This is a genomic window from Enterobacter sp. BIGb0383, assembly GCF_003751845.1.
In the GTDB taxonomy this organism is placed as follows: Bacteria; Pseudomonadota; Gammaproteobacteria; order Enterobacterales; family Enterobacteriaceae; genus BIGb0383.
Genome location: NZ_RJKQ01000002.1, coordinates 128467 through 151169 on the forward strand (window position 1 = coordinate 128467; position 22703 = coordinate 151169).

General features: G+C 58.9%; 25 protein-coding genes. 16 read left to right on the forward strand and 9 right to left on the reverse strand.

What is annotated here, in order from left to right; translation table 11 throughout:
- Nucleotides 1-7 precede the first annotated feature (7 nt).
- The 8 genes from EDF81_RS08965 (at nt 8) to EDF81_RS09000 (ending at nt 8629) form a co-directional block, all read left to right on the forward strand.
- Nucleotides 8-565: a formate hydrogenlyase complex iron-sulfur subunit gene (locus EDF81_RS08965; protein ID WP_123347809.1), complete on the forward strand. Its 558-nt coding sequence runs from the start codon at nt 8-10 to the stop codon at nt 563-565.
- Nucleotides 562-1359, forward strand: coding sequence for an NADH-quinone oxidoreductase subunit B family protein (locus EDF81_RS08970; protein WP_123347810.1), 798 nt, complete (start codon nt 562-564; stop codon nt 1357-1359). Before EDF81_RS08965 ends, EDF81_RS08970 begins: the two co-directional genes overlap by 4 nt.
- Nucleotides 1356-1835: a formate hydrogenlyase maturation HycH family protein gene (locus EDF81_RS08975; protein WP_123347811.1), complete on the forward strand. Its 480-nt coding sequence runs from the start codon at nt 1356-1358 to the stop codon at nt 1833-1835. The genes EDF81_RS08970 and EDF81_RS08975 overlap by 4 nt, the downstream gene beginning before the upstream one ends.
- Nucleotides 1828-2337 (forward strand): hydrogenase maturation peptidase HycI, encoded by a 510-nt coding sequence (hycI, locus tag EDF81_RS08980; RefSeq protein ID WP_123347812.1) that lies wholly within the window; start codon nt 1828-1830, stop codon nt 2335-2337. The genes EDF81_RS08975 and hycI overlap by 8 nt, the downstream gene beginning before the upstream one ends.
- A gap of 170 nt (nt 2338-2507) precedes the next feature.
- Complete coding sequence (hydN, locus tag EDF81_RS08985; RefSeq protein WP_123347813.1) at nt 2508-3053, forward strand: electron transport protein HydN; 546 nt, start codon at nt 2508-2510, stop codon at nt 3051-3053.
- A 23-nt stretch (nt 3054-3076) separates the two neighbouring features.
- A complete protein-coding gene (fdhF, locus tag EDF81_RS08990) occupies nt 3077-5248 on the forward strand; it encodes a formate dehydrogenase subunit alpha (protein WP_123347814.1) in 2172 nt (723 codons plus the stop codon).
- Nucleotides 5249-5298: 50 nt separating this feature from the next.
- Nucleotides 5299-7602, forward strand: coding sequence for a carbamoyltransferase HypF (gene hypF / locus EDF81_RS08995; RefSeq protein ID WP_123347815.1), 2304 nt, complete (start codon nt 5299-5301; stop codon nt 7600-7602).
- Nucleotides 7595-8629, forward strand: a complete 1035-nt coding sequence (locus tag EDF81_RS09000) for a HoxN/HupN/NixA family nickel/cobalt transporter (RefSeq protein ID WP_123347816.1) — start codon at nt 7595-7597, stop codon at nt 8627-8629. The genes hypF and EDF81_RS09000 overlap by 8 nt, the downstream gene beginning before the upstream one ends.
- Before the next feature lie 51 nt (nt 8630-8680).
- Here EDF81_RS09000 and EDF81_RS09005 read toward each other — a convergent pair whose 3' ends face one another.
- Entirely contained in the window at nt 8681-9115 is a 435-nt protein-coding gene (locus tag EDF81_RS09005) for a DoxX family protein (RefSeq protein WP_123347817.1), read from the reverse strand.
- Between the two features lie 202 nt (nt 9116-9317).
- On the opposite strand from EDF81_RS09005, the gene ltaE reads away from it, so the two are divergent.
- Both ltaE and EDF81_RS09015 read left to right on the forward strand, forming a co-directional pair.
- A complete protein-coding gene (gene ltaE / locus EDF81_RS09010) occupies nt 9318-10319 on the forward strand; it encodes a low-specificity L-threonine aldolase (protein ID WP_123347818.1) in 1002 nt (333 codons plus the stop codon).
- 112 nt (nt 10320-10431) lie between these two features.
- Complete coding sequence (locus EDF81_RS09015) at nt 10432-11445, forward strand: NAD(P)-dependent oxidoreductase (RefSeq protein ID WP_123349014.1); 1014 nt, start codon at nt 10432-10434, stop codon at nt 11443-11445.
- 5 nt (nt 11446-11450) lie between these two features.
- Here the strand turns inward: EDF81_RS09015 and EDF81_RS09020 are convergent, their stop codons facing one another.
- From EDF81_RS09020 to EDF81_RS09030, 3 genes are read right to left on the reverse strand one after another with little or no spacing between them, the layout of a single operon-like run.
- Nucleotides 11451-12026 (reverse strand): WG repeat-containing protein, encoded by a 576-nt coding sequence (locus EDF81_RS09020; RefSeq protein WP_260232690.1) that lies wholly within the window; start codon nt 12024-12026, stop codon nt 11451-11453.
- A gap of 35 nt (nt 12027-12061) precedes the next feature.
- Complete coding sequence (locus EDF81_RS09025) at nt 12062-12895, reverse strand: N-acetylmuramoyl-L-alanine amidase (protein ID WP_123347819.1); 834 nt, start codon at nt 12893-12895, stop codon at nt 12062-12064.
- A complete protein-coding gene (locus tag EDF81_RS09030; RefSeq protein WP_123347820.1) occupies nt 12892-13215 on the reverse strand; it encodes a heavy metal-binding domain-containing protein in 324 nt (107 codons plus the stop codon). The genes EDF81_RS09025 and EDF81_RS09030 overlap by 4 nt, the downstream gene beginning before the upstream one ends.
- Before the next feature lie 113 nt (nt 13216-13328).
- On the opposite strand from EDF81_RS09030, the gene EDF81_RS09035 reads away from it, so the two are divergent.
- The 6 genes from EDF81_RS09035 to artJ (EDF81_RS09060) all read left to right on the forward strand — a co-directional run bounded on the left by EDF81_RS09035 (nt 13329) and on the right by artJ (EDF81_RS09060) (nt 17923).
- The gene (locus tag EDF81_RS09035; RefSeq protein WP_123347821.1) at nt 13329-13841 is read left to right on the forward strand and encodes a lipoprotein; all 513 of its coding nucleotides are present in this window, start codon (nt 13329-13331) and stop codon (nt 13839-13841) included.
- A 331-nt stretch (nt 13842-14172) separates the two neighbouring features.
- Nucleotides 14173-14901: an arginine ABC transporter ATP-binding protein ArtP gene (gene artP / locus EDF81_RS09040; protein ID WP_123347822.1), complete on the forward strand. Its 729-nt coding sequence runs from the start codon at nt 14173-14175 to the stop codon at nt 14899-14901.
- Between the two features lie 17 nt (nt 14902-14918).
- The gene (gene artJ / locus EDF81_RS09045; protein ID WP_123349016.1) at nt 14919-15650 is read left to right on the forward strand and encodes an arginine ABC transporter substrate-binding protein; all 732 of its coding nucleotides are present in this window, start codon (nt 14919-14921) and stop codon (nt 15648-15650) included.
- Nucleotides 15651-15655: 5 nt separating this feature from the next.
- A complete protein-coding gene (artQ, locus tag EDF81_RS09050; protein WP_123347823.1) occupies nt 15656-16372 on the forward strand; it encodes an arginine ABC transporter permease ArtQ in 717 nt (238 codons plus the stop codon).
- Nucleotides 16372-17040 (forward strand): arginine ABC transporter permease ArtM, encoded by a 669-nt coding sequence (artM, locus tag EDF81_RS09055; RefSeq protein ID WP_123347824.1) that lies wholly within the window; start codon nt 16372-16374, stop codon nt 17038-17040. The genes artQ and artM overlap by 1 nt, the downstream gene beginning before the upstream one ends.
- 151 nt (nt 17041-17191) lie before the next feature.
- Nucleotides 17192-17923 carry an arginine ABC transporter substrate-binding protein ArtJ gene (gene artJ, locus EDF81_RS09060; protein WP_123347825.1) on the forward strand — a complete coding sequence of 244 codons (732 nt, stop codon included), beginning with the start codon at nt 17192-17194 and terminating at the stop codon, nt 17921-17923.
- A 41-nt stretch (nt 17924-17964) separates the two neighbouring features.
- On the opposite strand, the gene rlmC is transcribed toward artJ (EDF81_RS09060), so the two are convergent.
- From rlmC to potG, 5 genes are read right to left on the reverse strand one after another with little or no spacing between them, the layout of a single operon-like run.
- Nucleotides 17965-19092 (reverse strand): 23S rRNA (uracil(747)-C(5))-methyltransferase RlmC, encoded by a 1128-nt coding sequence (gene rlmC / locus EDF81_RS09065; RefSeq protein WP_123347826.1) that lies wholly within the window; start codon nt 19090-19092, stop codon nt 17965-17967.
- 42 nt (nt 19093-19134) lie between these two features.
- Complete coding sequence (locus EDF81_RS09070; protein ID WP_184999527.1) at nt 19135-19623, reverse strand: YbjO family protein; 489 nt, start codon at nt 19621-19623, stop codon at nt 19135-19137.
- A 59-nt stretch (nt 19624-19682) separates the two neighbouring features.
- Nucleotides 19683-20528: a putrescine ABC transporter permease PotI gene (gene potI, locus EDF81_RS09075; RefSeq protein ID WP_123347827.1), complete on the reverse strand. Its 846-nt coding sequence runs from the start codon at nt 20526-20528 to the stop codon at nt 19683-19685.
- A complete protein-coding gene (gene potH / locus EDF81_RS09080; RefSeq protein WP_123347828.1) occupies nt 20525-21478 on the reverse strand; it encodes a putrescine ABC transporter permease PotH in 954 nt (317 codons plus the stop codon). Before potH ends, potI begins: the two co-directional genes overlap by 4 nt.
- 9 nt (nt 21479-21487) lie before the next feature.
- Nucleotides 21488-22621, reverse strand: a complete 1134-nt coding sequence (gene potG / locus EDF81_RS09085) for a putrescine ABC transporter ATP-binding subunit PotG (RefSeq protein WP_123347829.1) — start codon at nt 22619-22621, stop codon at nt 21488-21490.
- Nucleotides 22622-22703: the final 82 nt, after the last annotated feature.

A 22703-nucleotide genomic window follows, 5' to 3' on the forward strand; every position in this document is an offset into this window, starting at 1 on the left:
GCCCGTCATGCTAAAACTGATTAGAAAAGTGCTTAAAACCGGCAAGGCAACGGTGGACTATCCGTTTAAGCCGCTGGATCTGCATCCCCATTTTCGCGGCAAACCGCAGTACAACGCGCAGCAGTGTATCGCCTGCGGCGCCTGCGCTAACGCCTGTCCGTCGAATGCCCTGACCATGACCACCGCAGAAGACGGAGAGAGTATCCGCTGGTCGCTGTTTTTAGGCCGCTGCATTTTTTGCGCCCGCTGCGAAGAGGTCTGCCCGACGGCGGCCATCAAACTGTCACAGGAATTTGAGCTGGCGGTATGGCGTAAAGAGGATCTCTTCGAAACCGCCGATTTCCCGGTCTGCCACTGCCGCGAGTGCGGCGCGCCTTACGCCGTGCAAAAAGAGATCGACTTCGCGCTCGATCTGCTGCAGGAAAATGCCGCTCTCAGCGACGCGCAAATCAATGAACGCCGTCGGCAGTACGAAACCTGCCCGGCGTGCAAAAAAGGGCACAGTCTCTCCTCCTCCGACCGTATCGCTATCGGCCGCCACCTGACCCCGGAGGCCCATTTATGAGCCATACACTAATCGGGCCACGCGATGAAAATGGCCTGCCGGTGCCCGTCACGCTTGACGAAAGCATCGCCAAACTCAAATCGACCCTGCTGCACAGCATTCGTCGTTCCGCCTATGTCTATCGCGTAGACTGCGGCGGCTGTAACGGCTGCGAAATTGAGATTTTTGCTGCTATTTCGCCTCTTTTTGACGCTGAACGCTTCGGTATCAAAGTGGTTCCCTCTCCGCGCCATGCCGATATTTTACTCTTTACCGGCGCGGTGACCCGGGCAATGAGGATCCCGGCTCTGCGGGCCTGGGATTCCGCTCCGGATCCGAAAATTTGTATCTCCTACGGGGCCTGCGGCAACAGCGGCGGCATCTTCCACGACCTGTACTGCGTCTGGGGCGGCACCGATAAAATCGTCCCGGTGGACGTCTATATTCCGGGCTGCCCGCCAACGCCAGCGGCCACTATCTACGGCTTCGCGCTGGCGCTCGGCCTGCTCGATCAGAAAATAAACGGCCAGCAGCACGATGCCGCCGCCGCAGAGCCTGCCACCTTGCTGCACCCGGATATCCCGCAGCCCCTGCGCGTGCTGCTCGATCGTGAAGCGCGGCGGATGGCGGGTTACCGCTATGGCCGCCAGATTGCCGATCTCTTTATGACCCAGCTTGCCGCCCCGGGTCCGCAGGAGGCCGACGCTCGAATAGCCGCCTGGCTGCAGGCGCAGGGCGACCTGCGTCTCAATGAGATCGTTGGCAACCTTCAGCAGATTTACCGCCAGGTTATGCGCGGGGAGATCTCGCTATGACCGGCTGCGGCAATGACCAGCGCTACGCCAGCCACCAGCCCGTTGCCAGCCGTGCCCCTGTCGTCGACAAAGTGGTGTTCTACGCCCTGAACAGCAAATTTGTCGATGAGAAGAGCGCCCGCCAGCGCAGCACCCAGAAAGTGCAGGAGGTGATCTACTACAGCCTCGCTATCGGCCATCACCTTGGGGTTATCGACTGTCTGAAATCCCGCCTCGAATGCCCGCTTGAGGGCTATCAACGGTGGATTTCCTGCCTGCAAAGCGGCGAGGCCCGGCGCAAGCTGGCCGGGGTCGCTCGCTTCGGCGAGATCACCATCGACAGTAGCCACACCCATTTGCTGGCGCTGGCCCTGCGCGCTGCCCGCGAGCAGATGAACGATGAGCAGCAGATGTGGAGCGACGGGCTTATCGCGCTACTTCAGCAAATTGAAAACGACCCCGCCATGTACCTGATGGTCAGGAGATACGATGCCTGAGTTACCCCTCCACTACGCCCTGCTGTGCGTCGGTAACAGCATGATGGGCGACGACGGTGCTGGCCCCCGGCTGGCTGAGCGCTGCGCAGAGCAGCCGCTGCCCGGCTGGACGGTGGTCGACGGCGGCGCGGCCCCGGAAAACGACATTGGCTATTTGCGCGAGCTGCGTCCCGCGCACCTGGTGATTGTCGATGCCACCGATATGGGTTTGCCACCGGGTGAAATGCGCCTTCTCGATGAAGATGACATCGGGGAGATGTTTTTGCTGACCACCCACAATTTGCCCCTGACCTTCCTGATCCAGCAGCTGCGCGAGGATATCCCGCAGATCACCTTTATCGGCATCCAGCCCGAGGTCGTGGCGTTTTATTACCCGATGAGTCCGGCAGTCGAGCAGGCGGTTGAGCGTCTGCATCAGCGGCTACCCACGCTGGAGAGCGGGCTGGGCATCGCGCCTTTTAAGATCGACACATCTGTCGAGACGGTGACGACGCGCAGATGACGTCGGCCACAAGTGTCGTCACTACCGCGAGATAAATGGATAACCAATTGAATAACAACGCTAAAAAATAATTTAAATCACTGGCACGCTTTATGCTTTACCCGTGCAGCAATGTCGTCACGCCGGAGCTATCCGGCTATCGCAACAAATCCGCAATCAGGAGGTTGAGGATGAACCGGTTTATTATCGCCGACCCCAAAAAATGTATCGGCTGCCGTACCTGTGAAATCGCCTGCGTGATGGCGCACAGCGAATCACAGGATATTTCACAGCTCAACGCGGAGACCTTCGCCCCGCGTTTGCACGTCATTAAAGGCGTCAATCTCAGCACCCCGGTGATGTGCCGCCAGTGTGAAGACGCACCCTGCGCCAACGTCTGCCCGAACGGTGCCATCGCTCGCACCGGCGATCGGGTTCAGGTGATGCAGGAGCGCTGCATCGGGTGCAAAACCTGCGTTGTCGCCTGCCCCTACGGCGCGATGGAGGTGATGACCCGACCCGTTTTCCGCCAGAACGGTGCAGCAATCACCGCCACCTCCAGCAAGGCCGAGGCGCATAAATGCGACCTGTGCCACGCCCGCGAACAGGGACCGGCCTGTATGGATATTTGTCCGACCAAGGCGCTGTACGCCATCGATCGCAATCAGTTACAGGAAATGAACGCCGAGAAACGCCGCCGTGCGGCGCTCGACAGTACATCCCCGCTGCTGTTTTAAGCACGGCAAGAGGCTATTACAACATGAAAAAAGTGACCACCGTCTGCCCATACTGCGGAGCAGGCTGCAAAATGAATCTGGTCGTCGACAACGGCAAAATTATTCGTGCCGAAGCGGCTAACGGCGTCACCAATCAGGGTGAGCTGTGTCTGAAAGGCTACTACGGCTGGGATTTCCTCAATGATACAAAACTGCTGACGCCGCGCCTGACCCAGCCCCTGATCCGCCGTGAGAAAGGCGGGAAATTTGAAGCGGTGAGCTGGGATGAGGCGATTCGCTATACCGCCCGTCGGCTGAAAGAGATCAAAGAGAAGCATGGCCCGCGTTCCATTATGCATACCGGCTCATCACGCGGCACCGGGAATGAAACCAACTATGTGATGCAGAAGTTTGCCCGGGCGGTGATCGGCACCAACAACGTCGACTGCTGCGCCCGCGTTTGTCACGGTCCGTCGGTGGCAGGCTTACAGGCGACACTCGGCAACGGGGCCATGAGCAACTCCATTGGCGATATTGAGAACTCAAAATGCCTGCTGGTGATCGGCTATAACTGCGCCGATTCGCACCCGATCGTGGCCCGCCGGGTGATCAAAGCCAAAGAGAAAGGCGCGCAGGTGATCGTCTGCGATCCGCGCCGTATCGAAACCGCCCGTATCGCCGATCAGCATCTGCAAATCAAAAACGGCTGCAATATGGCGCTGGTCAACGCCTTTGCCCATGTTTTGATCGAAGAGAACCTGTACGATCACGACTACGTCGCCAAATACACCGAGGGCTTCGAGGAGTACCGCAAGCAGGTTGCCGACTACTCGCCGGAAGCGGTGGCAGAGCAGACCGGCGTTTCCGCTCAGCAGATCCGTCAGGCAATGCGCACCTACGCCGCCGCGCCGTCGGCCACCATTATGTGGGGCATGGGTGTGACGCAGTTCGGTCAGGCTGTCGATGTGGTGAAAGGTCTGGCAGGTCTGGCCTTGCTGACCGGCAATCTGGGCCGCGCCAACGTTGGGGTAGGCCCCGTGCGCGGCCAGAATAACGTCCAGGGCGCCTGCGATATGGGCGTGCTGCCGAACGAGTTCCCGGGCTACCAGTCGGTCACCGATGCGGGTATACGCGCCAAATTTGCCGACGCCTGGGGGATTGACGTCAACCAGATGGATGCCGAAGTCGGCTACCGTATTACCGAGATCCCACATCTGGCGCTGGAAGGCCATGTCAAAGCCTACTACATCATGGGCGAGGATCCGTTACAGACCGAGGCAGATTTAAGCCTGGTACGTAAAGGCTTTGAGGCGCTGGATTTCGTGGTGGTGCAGGACATCTTTATGACCAAAACCGCCGAACAGGCCGATGTGATCCTGCCCGCCACCTCCTGGGGCGAGCATGGCGGCGTGTTCTCCTGTGCCGACCGTGGCTTCCAGCGCTTCGAAAAAGCCATCGAGCCGCAATATAACGTCAAACGCGACTGGGAAATTATTAGCCTGCTGGCCACCGAGCTGGGCTACCCGATGCACTACACCGACAATCAGCAGATCTGGGACGAAATGCGCGAGCTGTGTCCGTTATTCTACGGGGCAACCTACGAAAAAATGGGCACTCTGGGACATGTCCAGTGGCCCTGTACCACCCTCGACAGCCCCGGCACCCAGTATCTGTATCAGGACAATCACTTCACCACGCCTTCCGGTAAAGGCCAGCTGTTTGCCGCGCCCTGGCGCGCCCCGGCGGAGATACCGGACGGCGACTATCCGCTGGTGCTCTGTACCGTGCGCGAAGTGGGCCACTACTCCTGCCGCTCAATGACCGGCAACTGCGCCGCCCTGCAAACGCTGGCCGATGAGCCGGGCTTCGTACAGATGCACCCACAGGATGCGCAGGCGCTCGGGATCCGCGACCAGCAGCTGGTCTGGGTCGCGTCACGGCGCGGCAAGGTTATTTCGCGGGCCAACTATAACGAGCGCATCAATATTGGCGCAGTGTATATGACCTATCAATGGTGGATCGGGGCCTGTAACGAACTGACCCAGGAAAATCTGGATCCGGTATCCAAAACGCCGGAAACCAAATATTGCGCGGTAAAAGTCGAGCGCATCAACGATCAACACTGGGCAGAAAACTTCGCTCGCCAGACCTACAGCGAGATGAAAGCGCGTCTGCGCGCTGCCGTTGAAGATGTGATCCCGGCCGTCAATATTTAAACCACGCCCTCAGGCCCTCTGCTCAGGGTCTGAGGGGTAAGGAAGACATCATGGTTGATTCAGGCCTGAGAATACGCGTCAGCGGCAAGGTTCAGGGCGTGGGTTTCCGCCCCTTTGTCTGGCAGCTGGCGGAGCGCCTGCGGCTGTGCGGCGAGGTCAGAAATGACAGCGCCGGTGTCGAGATCAGATTACACCCGCCGGTCAATATTGACCGGTTTCTCCAGCAGCTGAGGCAAGGCTGCCCGCCTCTGGCACGCATTGACAACGTCAGCGTGGAGCCGTTCGACTGGCCGTCGCCGCCTGCCAGGTTCACCATCGCCGACAGTCAGCGAAGCCGGATGGATACCCAGGTTGTGCCCGACGCGGCTACCTGCCCCGAGTGCATCAAGGATATTACCCGTCCCGGCGATCGTCGCTTCGGCTATGCCTTTACCAACTGCACCCATTGCGGACCCCGCTTTACGCTGATCCGCGCCATGCCCTATGACCGCCCGGCTACCAGCATGGCGGAATTTCCCCTCTGCTCCGCCTGCCAGCAGGAGTATGACAACCCTGCCGACAGGCGCTTTCACGCCCAGCCGGTTGCCTGCCCGCGCTGCGGGCCGCAGGTCAGCGCCACGCGCCAGGATGGCGTGGCGCTGGCACAGGACGAACGGGCCATTGCGTCTGCGGTCGAGGCGCTGCGGGCGGGCGAAATCGTGGCGATTAAGGGCCTCGGCGGATTTCATCTGGCCTGCGATGCCCGTCAGCAGGACGCGGTGCAGCGCCTGCGTGCGCGCAAAAGGCGACCCACCAAACCGCTGGCGGTCATGCTGCCGGATCTCGACTGGCTGGCAGAGTGCAGCGCAGACGCTGCCGTGGCGGAAATCCGCGATCTGCTGCAGTCTCCCGCCGCGCCCATTGTTCTTGTCCGCAAAAGTGCGACCTCCTCGCTTTGTCCGGCTATCGCGCCGGGGCTGGATGAGGTTGGCCTGATGCTGCCCTTTACCCCGCTGCATCACCTGCTGCTCCGGGCCTGTCAGACCCCGCTGGTGATGACCTCCGGCAACGCCACCGGCCGTGCGCCGGTACTGACGAATACTGACGCCCTGCAGCAGCTCAGCGGTATCGCCGATCTCTGGCTGCTGCACAACCGCGATATTGTCCAGCGTGCCGACGACTCCCTGGTGCACCCTGCGCCGTTTACCGTTTTGCGTCGGTCACGCGGCTACGTTCCCGACGCTCTGCCGTTGCCGCCGGGTTTTGCCCGGCAGCCGCCGCTGCTGGCGCTGGGCGGGGAGCGGAATAATACTTTCTGTCTGGTGCGGGGTGAGGAGATGATCCTTAGCACCCACTTTGGCTCCGTCGCCGAAAGCGATATTGCGCAGCAGCGGCGGCAGGCCATCGCGCATTTTCAGCAGCTGTATGACTGCACCCCGCAGCTTATCGCCCACGATGCCCACCCGGCCTTAGCGACAGCGAAAAACAACCCTATCCCGATGACCGGGATCCTGCACCACCATGCCCATATCGCCGCCTGTCTGGCAGAGCATCGCTGGCCGCTGGAGGGCGGAAAGGTTATTGGTCTGGCGCTGGACGGTCTGGGATATGGCGCAGAAGGCGCACTGTGGGGAGGCGAATGCCTGCTGGTTGATTACCATGACTGTCAGCATCTCGGCGGTTTACCTCCGGTCGCCCTGCCGGGCGGCGACAGGGCGGCGCGGGAACCCTGGCGCAATCTGCTGGCCCAGTGGCAGGCCTTTGTGCCGGACTGGCCGCAGCGTCCGCAGGCAGAAGCGTTACGACCTCATCCGTGGCAGCCCCTGTCCCGGGCCATCACCGCCGGAATAAACGCCCCGCTCGCCTCTTCCTGCGGACGCCTGTTCGACGCCGTCGCCGCCGCGCAGGGCTGCGCGCCAGAACAGCTCAGCTGGCAGGGCGAAGCCGCCTGCCGTCTGGAGGCGCTGGCCCACCAGGCGCAGATCAGCGTTCATCCGGTAACGATCCCCTTGCGGCATACCCTTCAGGGGACATTTCTTGATTTAGCCCGCTTCTGGCAGCAGTGGCTCGACTGGCAGGCTTCGCCCGCCGAGCGCGCCTTTGCGTTTCATGATGCGCTGGCCCGGGGCTTTGCCGACCTGGCCCACTATTACGCCGCCCGCACCGGCATCAAAACCATCGCTCTCGGTGGCGGCGTGCTGCATAACTCGCTCCTGCGTCAGCGCCTGACGCACTATTTAGCCCCATTCCACGTCCTGTCACCACAGACCATTCCGGCCGGTGACGGTGGGCTGGCGCTGGGCCAGGCGATCGTCGCCTGCGCCCGTCGACAGTGCCCCTCTTTCTCGACCCCAAATAAGGATCCTCATGATTAACCGTAACCTTTTCAACACTCACCGCCGGGCGTCCTGGCTGATCTTTGGCCTGGTGGTGATTAACCTGCTGGCCTGGTGCTGGGCGCTGGTGGTGTTTCACGGCAATGCCGCGCTGATCGCCGCCGCCCTTCTGGCCTACGGCTACGGCCTGCGCCACGCCGTGGATGCCGATCATATTGCCGCGATTGATAACGTGACGCGCAAGCTGATGCAGCAGGGACAGCGCCCGGTCTCCGTCGGAGCCTTCTTCTCCCTTGGCCACTCCAGCATTGTGATCCTGGCCTGCGTGGCCATCGCCGCGACCTCACTGGTCTTCGGCAATAAAATCGGCTGGCTGCACGAGTACGGCAGCACGATTGGCACGCTGGTTTCCGCCCTATTTTTACTGGTTATGGCGCTGCTGAATACGCTGATCCTGCGCGACGTCTACCGTCGTTTCCAGCGGCTAAAACGCGGTGAACACTTTACCGACGCCAGCGGAGAGATTGCGGTTGAGGGGGGCATCATGAGCCGCCTGTTTCGCTTCGCGTTTAATCTGGTGAATAAAAGCTGGCAGATGTATCTGGTGGGATTTCTGTTCGGGCTGGGGTTTGATACCGCCACGGAGATCGGTCTGTTAGGCATGTCCGCCGCCGGTGCCTCCTCCGGGATGTCCGTGTGGAGCATTCTGATCTTTCCGGCCCTGTTTGCCAGCGGCATGGCGCTGATCGACTCTCTCGATAACCTGGTGATGATCGGTGCCTACGGCTGGGCGTTCGATAAGCCGGTGCGCAAGCTCTATTACAATATGACCATTACCGCCACCAGCGTGGTGATTGCCCTGTTTATCGGCGGCCTGGAAGCCCTGGGGCTGATGGCGGATAAGCTGGATCTGCACGGCGGCCTGTGGGGAATTGTTGAGAGCCTCAATGAGAATATGGGCAGCGTGGGCTACGCCGCCGTCGCTATCTTCGTGGTGTTCTGGGGGATATCGGCGCTGAACTATCGCCGTCAGGGCTACGACCGCCTGGGCCTGAGCCAGCCGTAAATAAAAAAACGCCGCCCGAGTTCGGACGGCGCTTTTATGCTGCCAGGGCGGTTAGCGCCAGGCGCTGTCGCGGGCCAGGGCGTAACGTCCGGCGCCGAGATAGGCAATCGCAATCGCCGCAATAAAGAAATAAGCCATGCTTTCAATCGCCCAGGCTCCGGTTTTATCCAGCGCCCAGGTTTTACCCACACCGACCATCAGCCACGCCACCACCATGGTGAAGGCCAGCGTCAGTGCCGCCGGACGCGTCAGAATGCCGAGAATGATCAAAATCGGCGCAACCACTTCACCAACAAGCACGCCATAGGCAATAAACTCAGGCAATCCTTTTGCCGCCAGCATTCCGGCAATGCCTCCTACGCCGTCAATCAGCTTATGAATGCCGTGAAACAGCATCAGTCCGCCCACCGAGAAGCGCAGCAGTAGTTTACCGAGGTCATCATTAGAAAACATTTTATTAACAGCATTTAACAAGGATTTAACCATCTGAAATGATTCCTGTTTTCGTTTATTGTGCGATGAGAATAGGCTGAAAATACTCACAAAGATAGCCCTATTTTATAAGAGGTAATTGACCCATAAATCAGCCAAATAATGTGAAGTTCATCATGCCCGGCAAACGGAGTAGCGAAAAACACGCACCTCGGGTACAACAGGAACATCACTCTGAAGAAAAAAAGGAAATGCCGTGATCGATTTACGCAGCGATACCGTAACCCGCCCTGACCGTGCCATGCTGGACGCCATGATGTCCGCACCGGTCGGCGATGATGTCTACGGCGATGACCCGACCGTCAATGAGCTGCAGCGCTACGCTGCCGAACTGGCGGGCAAAGAGGCGGCCCTGTTCCTGCCGACCGGCACCCAGGCCAATCTGGTCGCGCTGCTCAGCCACTGCGAGCGCGGCGAAGAGTATATCGTCGGCCAGGGCGCGCATAATTATCTCTATGAAGCCGGTGGCGCGGCGGTGCTCGGCAGCATCCAGCCTCAGCCTATCGACGCCGCCGTCGATGCCACCCTGCCGCTGGACAAAGTGGCCGCTAAAATTAAACCCGACGATATCCATTTTGCCCGCACCCGCCTGTTAAGCCTGGAAAATACCCACAACGGCAAAGTGCTGCCGCGAGACTATCTGCAGCAGGCATGGGATTTTACCCGCGAGCACGATCTGGCGCTGCACGTTGACGGTGCCCGTATTTTTAACGCGGTGGTCGCCTATGGCTGCTCTCTGGAGGAGGTGACCCGCTACTGCGATACCTTCACCATTTGCCTGTCAAAAGGCCTGGGCGCGCCGGTAGGATCGCTTCTGGTGGGTAGCCGGGACTATATCAAACGCGCCACCCGCTGGCGCAAGATGACCGGCGGCGGCATGCGTCAGGCGGGGATTCTGGCCGCGGCGGGCATGTACGCACTTCAGCATAACGTTGCCCGTTTACAGGACGATCATGACAACGCCGCATGGCTGGCGACACAGCTTCGCGAGATTGGGGCCGATGTGACGCGTCACGACACCAATATGCTGTTTGTCCGGGTCGGGACGGAAAACGCCGCCGCGCTCGGCGAGTTTATGCAGGCTCGCGGCGTGCTGATCAACGCCTCTCCTGTCGTACGTCTGGTCACCCATCTCGATGTCAGCCGGGCACAGCTGATGGAGGTGGTCAACCACTGGCGCGCATTTTTACAGCGCTGAGGCAACCTGAAGAATAAAGGGGATACGGTAGATTCTTTCACGTTTCCCATTGCATAGCGGCGTAATTCACGGAAGAATGCGCACAAAATTCTTCAATATACAGCGGATTGATATGAAGGTACTGGTCACCGGCGCCACCAGCGGTCTGGGTCGTAACGCGGTGGAATACCTGCGCAATAAAGGTATCAGCGTCAGGGCCACCGGTCGCAACGCGGCAATGGGCAAGCTACTGCAAAAGATGGGCGCAGAGTTTGTTCACGCAGACCTGACCGAGCTGGTCTCCTCCCAGGCCAAGGTGATGCTCGCCGATATTGACACCCTGTGGCACTGCTCCAGCTTTACCTCGCCCTGGGGCACCCAGCAGGTCTTCGACCTGGCGAACGTGCGTGCCACCCGTCGTCTCGGGGAGTGGGCCGTGGCCTGGGGTGTCCGCAACTTCATTCATATCTCTTCCCCGTCGCTCTATTTTGACTATCACCACCGCCGCGATATCGCCGAGGATTTCCGCCCCCGGCGCTGCGCCAATGAGTTTGCCCGCAGCAAAGCGGCCGCGGAAGAGGTGATCGCCCTGCTGGCGCAGGCCAATCCCCAGACCCGCTTTACCGTACTGCGGCCGCAAAGTCTGTTTGGTCCCCACGACAAGGTGTTGATTCCGCGCCTCGCGCAGATGATGCACCACTACGGCAGCGTCCTGCTGCCGCGCGGTGGCGAAGCGAAGGTGGATATGACCTATTACGAAAACGCGGTGCACGCCATGTGGCTGGCCAGCCAGCCGGCCTGCGACGGGCTGCCGTCGGGTCGGGCGTACAATATCACCAACGGCGAGTCGCGCACCCTGCGCAGCATCGTGCAGAAGCTTATCGATGAGCTGAACATTCCCTGCCGTATCCGCTCGGTGCCCTACGCCATGCTGGATATGGTTGCCCGCAGCATGGAGCGTTTTGGTGACAAGCGTGCCAAAGAGCCCGCCTTTACCCATTACGGCGTATCAAAGCTCAATTTTGATTTTACCCTGGATATCTCCCGCGCCCGGCAGGAGTTGGGTTATACGCCGATTGTGACCCTCGATGAAGGGATCGAACGCACGGCGTACTGGCTAAAAGACCACGGTAAACTGCCCCGCTGACGGGATCAGAACGGCGCGGATTTCACCTCGGAAACGCGCTGGCCGCTTTTATCGATGTAGTACCACTCGCCGCCCACCAGCGTAATATGTTCGCCTTCGCGCTGTGGTGTGCAGCCGGTACAGACCAGCGCTTTCCCGCCTTTGAACTGCCCGGCGTAGTCAAACTGCGCGGGGATACGGTTTTTAAAGCTGTCATCCCAGAAGCCGATTTTGCCATTCTGTCGGGAACGCACCAGCCCTTCGACAAACCAGTCCGGACCATTATCATAATGGAGCACCGGCAGGTAGTTATCCGGCCCGCGCACATAGTAGTCCACGTCCAGCAGCCCCGCTTCGCGGGTGTAGTCATACAGGCCAACCCAGGACATTCCGTCGACATCGTGCGTTTTCTCAAACAGCGCGGGTAAAAACACCAGCTTGCCGTCCCGGACTTCCACACAGGTCTCCAGCGTTTCCACGCTGTCTCCCGCTTTATCCCAGTAGGAGCAGCGATAAGTTGGCGTTGCCGCTGGCGCAGGAACTGGCGCAGCGTGGGCAAATGACGCCGCCATCAGCAGCGCGGCGGTGATAATACGAAACATCTCCATTGACCTCGTCATAACAAAGGGGGCGACCATTAGCCCGCCTGACCATATTTTTCCAACAACGCTTCGACAATCGCCAGGCTTTCCGCATCGGCAATCCCGTTCCACAACGCCGGGCGAAAATGCATCTGAAACGCCATGATGACCCGCTTCTGCTGCGCGGGCGTCATATCCGCCTTCACGTCGTAGCCATATCGCGCCAGCAGGTCGAGCAGCAGCGCGCTGTCCACCGTTTGCGTCGGGGAGCGCCCCTGCAGATAAAACGCCACCCGCGAGGCCTCAGGCCAGGCCCCGATGCCCTGTGCAGCCAGCTGGCTCCAGGGGAACAGCGGGCCGGGATCGTCTTTGCGCTGCGGGGCGATATCCGCATGGGCCACAACATCCTGCGGCTTAATGTTATAGCGGGCGATAATATCCCTCATCAGCGGGATCAGCGCCGCAATCTGCGCGGGTTCAAAGGGCGCAAACTGCTTGCCCGCCCCGGCGGTGCGCCAGCCGATATTCTCCAGCTCAATGCCGACCGAGGTATCGTTAAGCCGCGTAGCCCCGCGCCAGGCGCTGGCGCCCGCGTGCCAGGCCAGGGATTCTTCGGGAACCAGCTGCAGGATACGCGGCTTGCCCTGATGCAGCGACGGCACCGCCGGGATCAAATAGTGGGAGCTGACGTGTTTATCCGTCAGCGTCGCCAGGGAAGAATCAAACCCTTCCGCGGTGTAGTGAATCACCAGCACTTTCACTCGCGGGTAGGCCGCCTGAGCCTGATTGCGGGTATCCAGCTGATAGTGCGGGGTATCGATAATCCCCTTTTCAGCGGCGCAGCCGGCCAGCAGCATCGCCAGCAGGCCGGAGAGAAGAAGCCGTTTCATCGGCGGGTTTTGACCGCGGTCCCGCTGACGCTGACCATCAGCATGCTGCCGTTTTTGCCCACGGTTTCATAGTCAATATCAATCCCGACCACCGCGTCCGCGCCCAGGGCTGCGGCCTGCTCGCCCAGCTCTTTAAACGCTATCTCACGGGCTTTGCGCAGCTCTTTTTCATAGGCGCCGGAGCGGCCACCCACGATATCGCGCACGCCAGCCATCATGTCGCGGAAAATATTGGCCCCGAGAATCGCTTCCCCGACAACCACGCCGCAGTACCCGGTAATCGGCTGGCCTTCCAGCGTCGGGGTAGTAGAAAATTGCATTCTGTCGCTCCTTTTCGTGTAACGCGCAACGGCGCGGATAGTCAAACAAGATCAAACCGATGCGCTAAGCTTGAATGATACTAACAACATCGTCAGCCCATAAGGAAATCATCATGCGCTACACCCTGGCATTTATTATTCCCTGCGCGCTCGCGCTCAGCGCCTGTACCAGCGTTACGCCCGCCTTTAAGGATATTGGCACGCGCAGCGGGCCGTGCGTTGACGGCGGACCGGATACGGTCGCCCAGGCGTTCTATGATACCCGCATTGAAAAATGCGGGGGCGATCTTAACACTCTTCGCCCCTGGCTGAGTGACGATCTGGCGAAACTCCTCGATGATGCCAGCCGCGACCCACAGCGCAGCGCGTTACTGCGCGGCGATCTTTTCTCCGGACGCGGGATCGTACCGGAGAGCGCCGACGTTGCCAGCGCCTCGACCATCCCCAATACCGATGCGCGTAATATCCCCCTGCGGGTGGCGCTGAAACAGGGCGATACCCGCTGGCAGGATGAAGTGCTGATGATCCGCGAAGGCCAGTGCTGGGCGGTCGATGATATCCGTTACGCCAGCGGCGGCGGACAGGCACCGGCGGGCACTCTGCGCCAGTCGTTGGAAAAACGTTAAGCCCACGACAAATCCCGAATCTCCGCCAAATGTCCGGCATTCAGAAACGAATGCCGACATTTATCCTTGCCCCCCTCAGGCGACCCTATTTTGTGCTAAGTTTAAAGAGTTATGCAGTTTACATTTACGTTTTAACGCATAAATATTGCATAACTATTCTGCGAACGTTACTATTTGCGGCCTCAATAGCTAGCAGGCTGTCGGCACGATGAATCCGGTCGGGTAACAGGACAGCGGCAAGTGAGTCAGTCCCTGGCCGCGTGCTCAGGGCGAAGAATAAATCCGTTGCATGCAGCGATCGCATCCGCAACCAGAAGCATGACGAGTATCGATGAGTATTCAATTAAACGGCATTAACTGCTTCTACGGCGCACACCAGGCGCTGTTTGACATCACACTAGACTGCCCACAGGGTGAAACGCTGGTCCTGCTCGGGCCAAGCGGCGCGGGCAAAAGCTCGCTGCTGCGCGTGCTCAACCTGCTGGAAATGCCGCGTTCAGGCACTCTGAACATTGCCGGTAATCACTTTGATTTCGCCAAAACGCCTTCCGATAAGGCGATCCGTGAACTGCGTCAGAACGTGGGGATGGTGTTCCAGCAGTACAACCTGTGGCCGCACCTGACGGTTATCCAGAATCTGATCGAAGCCCCCTGCCGCGTGCTGGGTTTGAGCAAAGAGCAGGCGCTGGCCCGTGCGGAAAAGCTGCTGGATCGTCTGCGCCTGAAGCCCTATAGCGATCGCTATCCGCTGCACCTTTCCGGTGGTCAGCAGCAGCGCGTCGCCATTGCCCGTGCGCTGATGATGGAGCCGCAAATTCTGCTGTTCGATGAGCCGACTGCCGCACTGGACCCGGAAATTACCGCCCAGATCGTCAGCATCATTCGCGAACTGGCGCACACAAAGATTACTCAGGTGATCGTGACCCATGAAGTGGAAGTGGCGCGTAAAACCGCCAGCCGCGTGATTTATATGGAGAACGGTCATATCGTCGAGCAGGGGGATGCGAGTTGCTTTAGCGCGCCGCAGACCGACGCCTTTAAACACTACCTTTCACACTGAGAATCGTGACAATGACAATGAAAAAAGTATTGATCGCCACGCTGCTTGCCAGCGTCAGCCTTTCCGCTTCTGCGGCTCAGACTATTCGTTTCGCTACCGAAGCTTCCTACCCTCCGTTTGAGTCGGTAGATGCCAGCAACAAGATCGTCGGTTTTGACGTGGATCTGGCTAACGCCCTGTGTAAAGAGATCGACGCCACCTGTACCTTCACCAATCAGGCCTTCGACAGCCTGATCCCGAGCCTGAAATTCCGTCGTTTCGACGCGGTGATGGCCGGTATGGATATCACCCCGGAGCGTCAGAAGCAGGTGCTGTTCACCAACGCTTACTATGACAACTCGGCACTCTTTGTGGGTCAGCAGGGTAAATTCACCGCCATTGACCAGCTGAAAGGGAAAAAAGTGGGCGTGCAGAACGGCACCACGCATCAGAAATTTATCAACGATAAATACCCTGACGTGACCACTGTTCCTTACGACAGCTACCAGAATGCGAAGCTGGATCTGCAGAACGGCCGTATCGATGCCGTCTTCGGTGATACCGCTGTGGTGACCGAATGGCTGAAAGAGAACGCCAAACTGGCCGCCGTGGGCGATAAAGTCACGGATAAAGACTACTTCGGCACCGGTCTGGGCATTGCCTTACGTCAGGGCAATACCGACCTGCAGCAGAAATTCAACGCTGCGCTGGATAAAGTGAAGAAGGATGGCACCTACGAATCCATCTACAAAAAATGGTTCCAGAAGTAAGCTGAATGAACGAATTTTTTCCCTTAGCGAGCGCCGCCGGAATGACCGTCGGCCTTGCCGTTTGTGCGCTGGTCATCGGCCTGGCACTGGCGATGATCTTTGCGGTATGGGAGTCGGCTAAATGGCGCGCCGTCGCCTGGACCGGGTCAGCGCTGGTCACCGTTCTGCGTGGACTACCGGAAATTCTGGTGGTCCTGTTTATCTATTTCGGTTCGTCACAGCTGCTGTTAATGCTGTCTGACGGCTTCACGCTCAATCTCGGCGTGGTGCAGATCCCGGTACAGATGCAGATCGAGAACTTTGACGTCAGCCCGTTCCTGTGCGGCGTGATTGCCCTCTCCCTGCTCTATGCCGCCTACGCCTCGCAGACCCTGCGCGGCGCGCTGAAGGCGGTGCCGCTGGGCCAGTGGGAGTCCGGTCAGGCACTGGGCCTGTCGAAAAGCGCGATCTTCTTCCGTCTGGTGATGCCGCAAATGTGGCGTCATGCGCTGCCGGGGCTGGGCAACCAGTGGCTGGTCTTGCTCAAGGATACCGCTCTGGTGTCGCTGATCAGCGTTAACGATCTGATGCTGCAAACCAAAAGCATTGCCACCCGCACCCAGGAGCCATTTAACTGGTATATCATCGCAGCGGCCATCTACCTGGTGATCACCCTGATCAGTCAGTACATTCTTAAACGCATTGACCTGCGTGCCACCCGCTTTGAACGGAGGCCGGGCTGATGCTTGAGTATTTACCCGAACTGATGAAGGGGCTGCAGACCAGCCTGACGCTGACGGTAGCCTCCATTGTCGCTGCGCTGATCCTGTCGGTGCTGTTCACCATTGTGCTGACGCTGAAAACGCCGGTTCTGGTGTGGCTGGTGCGCGGCTATATCACCCTGTTTACCGGTACGCCGCTGCTGGTGCAGATCTTCCTGATCTACTACGGGCCGGGCCAGTTCCCGACCCTGCAGGAGTATCCGGTTCTCTGGCATCTGCTGTCTGAGCCCTGGCTCTGCGCGCTGCTGGCCCTGTCGTTAAACAGCGCGGCCTACACCACCCAGCTGTTCTACGGGGCAATCCGCGCTATTCCAGAAGGCCAGTGGCAGTCCTGCGGTGCCCTGGGGATGAGCAAAAAAGATACCCTGGCGATTCTACTGCCTTATGCTTTTAAACGCGCCCTCTCTTCGTACTCCAACGAAGTGGTGCTGGTATTCAAAAGCACCTCGCTGGCCTACACCATTACATTGATGGAAGTGATGGGTCACGGGCAGCTGCTGTACGGTCGAACCTACGACGTCACGGTATTCGGCGCGGCAGGCCTTATCTATTTAGTTGTCAATGGGTTGCTAACCCTGATGATGCGGATGGTCGAGCGAAGAGCGCTGGCGTTTGAACGCCGCAACTAACACTTCTCAAGGCGGGTTTATCCCGCCTTTTCTTTACCCGCATAAAAATAAATAATCATAAATATTGAATATAAATTCATTTGGTGGCATTGTGTTTTCACGCCGCAGACACGGCACATAAAATCATAAGACTGACAGACGGGATCCCATCATGAAAAAAATCATTCTGGCCGCATTGCTTGCTACCTTTGCTACCGGCGCGACTGCCGCAGACAAAATCAACTTCGGCGTCTCCGCGACCTACCCGCCGTTTGAATCTCTGGATGCAAGCAATCAGATCGTCGGTTTTGATATCGACCTCGCCAAAGCGCTCTGTAAGCAAATGCAGGCCGAATGCACCTTTACCAACCATGCATTCGACAGTCTGATCCCATCGCTGAAATTTAAGAAATATGACGCGGTAATTTCCGGAATGGATATCACCCCGGAGCGCAGCAAGCAGGTTTCATTTACCGCACCGTACTACGCCAACTCTGCGGTCGTGATTGCCAAAAAAGACGCCTATAAGTCCTTCGCCGAACTGACCGGCAAGCGTATCGGGATGGAAAACGGCACCACCCACCAGAAATATCTCCAGGATAAGCATCCTGAAGTGAAAACCGTAGCCTATGACAGCTACCAGAACGCGATTATCGACCTGAAAAATGGCCGTATCGACGGCGTCTTTGGTGACACCGCGGTCGTAAACGAGTGGCTGAAAACCAACCCGCAGCTGGGCACCGCCACTGATAAAGTGACCGACCCGCAGTACTTCGGCACCGGTCTGGGCATCGCCGTGCGTCAGGACAATACTGCCCTGCTGGAAAAACTGAACGCCGCGCTGGCCGCGATTAAAGCCGACGGCAGCTGGCAGAAAATTAACGACCAGTGGTTCCCGCAGTAAGCAAACTGCTAAAAAAAATAAAGCCGCATCAGCGGCTTTTTTTATTTCTTTATCAACAACGTAAGCACTTCATAGTGCGCCGTATGCGGGAACATATCGAACAGCTGAACCCTCTCCAGCCGGTAGCCAGGTAAAAACTGAAAGTCCCGCGCCATACTTTGCGCATTGCAGCTGGAGTAGACGATAAACGCGGGCGCCATCCGACTCAGATAATCGCACAGCTCACGCCCGATACCGCGTCGCGGCGGGTTGACCAGCACCAGATCCGGCACCTCGCCCTGGGCGGTGGCAAACTGCGTGGAATCCAGGGCCTGGAAATGCTGGCGGGTGAGCCCCAGCGCGGCCGCCGACTGTTTCGCGCTGGCAATCGCCTCAGGGGCAATCTCAATCCCGGTCAGGGTCATCTCAGGCGTGGCGCAGTGCAGGCCAAAACCGCCCACCCCGCAGAACAGATCCCACATATGATTAACCGGTAGCGCACGCACCCAGTCCCGCGCCGTGGCGTATAGCTGGCTGGCAACGGCCGGGTTAGTCTGGAAGAAGCTTTGCGGACGGATCCACAGGGGCACGCCGTTAAAGTTCTCCGCCAGCGCCTGTTCGCCGCTGAGAAAGATCTCCTCTTCCCCTTCCATAATGGCCATATGCACCGGCTGTATATTGGCGGTAATCACCTTCAGCTGTGGAAGCTGCTGCTGTAGCCAGGGCAGCGCCGCCCGGAGCTGTTCCAGCTTGGCGGTTGAACGCAGCACAAAGCGCAGCATCATGCCGCCGTCGAGCTGGCTTTCGGTCAGCAGCAGATACTTCAGCTCGCCGCGTTTGCGGGCCACGTTATAGGGCGTCAGTCCGGCGCGGGCGATAAAGGGTTTCAGGAGGCTGAAAACCGGGGTGAAGGCGTCCGGGTAGAGCGGGCAGTCGGTCAGATCTTCCGGGCTGCCGTCGCGGTGCAGCATTCCCAGCAACGGCTTTTCTACGCTGCCGCTGACCACCATTTTGGCTTTATTGCGAAAGCCCTGCTCCGGGCCGCTGACCGGTGCGCACCACTCCGCCGCCGGGAATGCATCCAGCAGGGTCTGCAGGTCGTTTATTTTGGCGGTAAGCTGGCGGGAAACCGGCTGTTCAATCCACTGACAGGAACGACAGCGACCGGCGTCATAGAGTGCGCACTGCATAGTAAAACCTTCGCAATTTTTGGGGCTGCGATTGTACCACCGTTATTGCAGGCGGAAAAACCGACGGCTGGGGGACGGAACAAAAAGCAGGAACAGCACCAGCAGGTCAGGCAGTTTTTGCAGCGCCAGCGAGCGGAAGATTTCCCGCTTCGATTCGCCGGGGATGCTGAACAGTTCAGGATAGCCATAGCCCAGCGAAGCCGCCCACAGATAGGCGGTAGTGACCAGCTGGGTGGCGAGAAACAGCCAGCGGGCCCAGTTGCGCCCTTTGGTCAGCGAGAACGCGCACAGTAACTCGATGAACAACAGCAGCAGGCTGGTCAGAAACACCAGGGTCAGAGTCCAGGTCTGAACGCTGCGATGGATAACGTCCAGCGCGCCGCGCAGGCCGAGCATATTGAACAGCATCAGCATATCAACGCAGCGCACGCTAATAATAGCGATAGCCGCCACCTGAACCAGGGCAGGCACATTTAACCGGGCATGAGTGGAACGCGTTTTTTTAAGAAAACCCACAGCATCGTCTTCCATGAAAACGGTGCCGCAGTAATTGCGGCACCGGGTCATTATCCTGACGGATTTTAAAAGGTTCAGCCACGCCTTGCACGCTGGATATCACGCAGTCGCTGCTTTTCTGCTCTCGCCATAATAAACCAGGCGATTAAACCGACAATCCCCACCACGCCGAGGATTAACGTTGCCAGGGCATTGATCTCCGGGTTCACCCCCATTCGCACGCTGGAGAAGACCAGCATCGGTAATGTGGTGGCACCCGGCCCGGAAACGAAGCTGGCAATAACCAGATCGTCAAGGGAGAGGGTAAAGGCCAGCAGCCAGCCGGAGATCACCGCCGGCATGATCATCGGGAGGGTGATCACAAAGAACACCTTCACCGGCGTCGCGCCGAGATCCATCGCCGCTTCTTCAATAGCGCGATCCAGCTCGCGCAGTCGCGCGGAGATCACCACCGCCACGTAGGCGGTACAGAAGGTCACGTGGGCCAGCCAGATCGTCAGCATCCCGCGATCTCCAGGCCAGCCGATAGCGTGGGCCAGAGAGACAAACAGCAGCAGCAGCGACAGGCCGGTGATCACATCCGGCATGACCAGCGGCGCGGTGATCATAAAGGCAAAGCCGTTCGCCCCCCGGAAGCGGCCAAAGCGCACCAGCACCATTGCCGCAATCGTCCCGAGGATCGCCGCCATCGTCGCTGCGGCGGCGGCAATGGTCAGGCTCAGGCCGACGGCGCTCATCATCGCCTCGTCGCGGAACAGCTCGCCGTACCAGCGCGTCGACCAGCCCGCCCACACCGTCACCAGCTTCGAGCTGTTAAAGGAGTAGATGACCAGCATCAGCATCGGCGCATACAGGAACGTAAAGCCGAGCACCAGAATCACAATACGCCACGGAGAGCGCACTACCGGCAGATTGTTCATCCGTGTTCTCCCCCCTGTTTTTGCTGGTGCTTGTGGAACCAGATGATCGGCACAATCAGCAACAGCAGCATCACAATCGCCACCGCCGAAGCCACCGGCCAGTCGCGGTTATTAAAGAACTCCTGCCACAGCACGCGGCCAATCATAATGCTGTCCGGGCCGCCGAGCAGTTCAGGGATCACAAACTCGCCCACCGCCGGGATAAACACCAGCATCGAACCGGCAATAATCCCGCCTTTGGTCAGGGGCACAATCACGCTGAAGAAGGTTTTCAGCGGGCGCGCGCCCAGGTCCAGCGAGGCTTCGACCAGGGAGTAGTCGATACGCGTCAGGGCGGTATAGATAGGCAGAACCATAAACGGCAGATAGGCGTAAACGATGCCGATATAGACCGCCAGATTGGTATGCAGGATCGCCAGAGGCTGGTCGATAACGCCAAGCCACATCAGGAAGTTATTCAGCACCCCGTTGTTTTTCAGGATCCCCATCCAGGCATACACGCGGATCAGGAACGAGGTCCACGACGGCAGAATAATCAGCAGCATCAGGATATTGCGCGTTGACGGCTTACTGTGCGCCACCGCCCAGGCCATCGGATAGCCAAGCAGCAGACAGCACAGGGTCGAGATCCCCGCCACCTGGAGCGACTGCAGATAGGCTTCGAAATAGAGCGGATCGTCGGCCAGCTGCAGGAAGTTACCGAGATTCAGGGTGATCGACAGCTGCCCGTCCGCCCACTCCATCAGTTCGGTATAGGGCGGGATCGCCCGCGCCATTTCCGCCAGGCTGATTTTAAAGACGATCAGGAACGGGAGTAAAAACAGCAGGATCAGCCAGACGTAAGGCATCGCAATGACCAGCTTGCGGCCATGGGCCATCTGCATACGCGCCAGCCAGAGAGAAAAACCGCCCGCGGCTTGTGTCCGGGCCGGTGGTTTAGAGATATTCATCGCCCCTCCTTAAACCGTCAGAACCACGCAGCTGTCGGCATCCCAGCAGAGGCGAACTTCATCGCCCCAGGTCGGCGTGCCTTTGCGGTAGCGATGCTCGTTTTGCAGCTGGGCGCTGATCATCTGCCCGCTTTGCAGGCGAACGTGATAGATAGAGAGGTCGCCAAGATAGGCAATATGCACCACCTCGCCGACGGCAAAGTTAAAGCCGTCCGCCGGAACCTCGTCGCAGAGCATGATTTTTTCCGGGCGCAGAGCCACATAGACCGGCACGTTATCGACCACGGAGGCATCCGGGTCAACCTTCAGCGGATGGACCAGACCGTGGGATTCGATCACCAGACCATCCTCTTCACGCGACTTTAACAGCCCTTCAAACACGTTCACCGAGCCGATAAATTCCGCGCTGTAGCGGGTCGTCGGATGCTCGTAAATCTCTTCTGGCTCGCCAATTTGCACAAACTTGCCGCGGTTCATAATGGCGATTCGCCCGGCCATGGTCATCGCCTCTTCCTGGTCATGGGTGACCATCACGCAGGTCGCGCCGACGCGCTCAAGGATATCCACCACTTCCAGCTGCATCCGGTCGCGCAGCTTTTTATCCAGCGCGCCCATCGGCTCATCGAGCAGCAGCAGCTTCGGCCGCTTCGCCAGGCTGCGGGCCAGCGCCACGCGCTGACGCTGGCCGCCGGAAAGCTGATGCGGCTTACGCTTTGCAAACTCCTGCATATGCACCAACGCCAGCATTTCGGCCACCCGGGCGGCAATTTCCGCTTTCGGCAGTTTGTCCTGCTTCAGACCAAAAGCGATGTTCTGCTCGACCGTCATATGCGGGAACAGGGCGTAGGACTGAAACATCATATTAATGGGGCGCAGATAGGGCGGAACCTGGGAGAGATCCACGCCATCGAGCATGATCTGCCCGGCGCTCGGCTGCTCAAAACCCGCCAGCATACGCAGCAGGGTCGATTTTCCGCAGCCGGACGCGCCCAGCAGGGCAAAAATTTCGCCTTTATAGATCGTCAGACTGACGTCGTCCACGGCATGCTGGCCGTCGAAGGATTTGGTCAGGTTACGGATTTCCAGCAGCGGGGTCAGCGCTTTACGGGTTTTCGCCTGTGGGCGGGGGATAGCGTCATTCACTCAGTACTCTCCGGCAAAGACAACAGCGTATGGCCCGGTAGCCATACAAACAGCGGGACAGAGACCCTTCGGCCTCTGTCCA